Consider the following 642-nt stretch of genomic DNA (forward strand, 5'->3'; position numbering starts at 1 on the left):
GCATATTCTTTGCTTAAGGCTTCTTTTTTATAGTCTTGCCACACATTGAAAGGAATAAGTAACGCTTTTGAAGCACTTAATCCAAGCCCCGTTGCTATGGTTAATATATCGTTAAGCAGTTCAAAATCATCGTTTACGCCATTTTCATCGGCCTCACCAAAGACAGACAGCCTGCGAAAATTGCTTTTTTTCAACACGCCGAGTAAGCAATCTAAAAACTCATCTAGACGTTCAGTATCAACCACTATTTCCGTTTTACCTTGGCAGCCAGGGCCAAACACTAGTCCAGCTTTTGCGATTACCAACAAAATACCGCCTTGAATCGCTAAGCGAAATTCAGCTTGAGCGCCAACCCCCGCAGCGGCGGCGAGTGAACCTTGGACTGATCCGAGCTTTTGTAAGTTGGTTACTTTCGGTTCCGGGTTATTTGGCTCAATTGTTTTCTTACTGCTGGGTGGCGTTGGTGGCGCCCAGTATACCGCAGCCGTGAGGCTACCTCCGGCTTCAACGCCGGCAAAAACATCCACGCTAGCAGAGGCTTCGGCGGCTATTTTCGCTTTTTCTGCGTCGTTTAAGCTAGCGTTGCCTAGGTTATAGCCATCACGCACATTGGGATCAAATAACCCTATGGTACTGCCCTTG

1 pseudogene is annotated in these 642 nt (G+C 47.0%); it reads right to left on the bottom strand.

The features are described from left to right. Window positions 1-642 (bottom strand): annotated as a pseudogene (locus tag RH88_RS23630) (LysM domain-containing protein); the annotation flags it as partial.

The organism is Vibrio scophthalmi LMG 19158, from assembly GCF_000222585.1.
Lineage (GTDB): Bacteria > Pseudomonadota > Gammaproteobacteria > Enterobacterales > Vibrionaceae > Vibrio > Vibrio scophthalmi.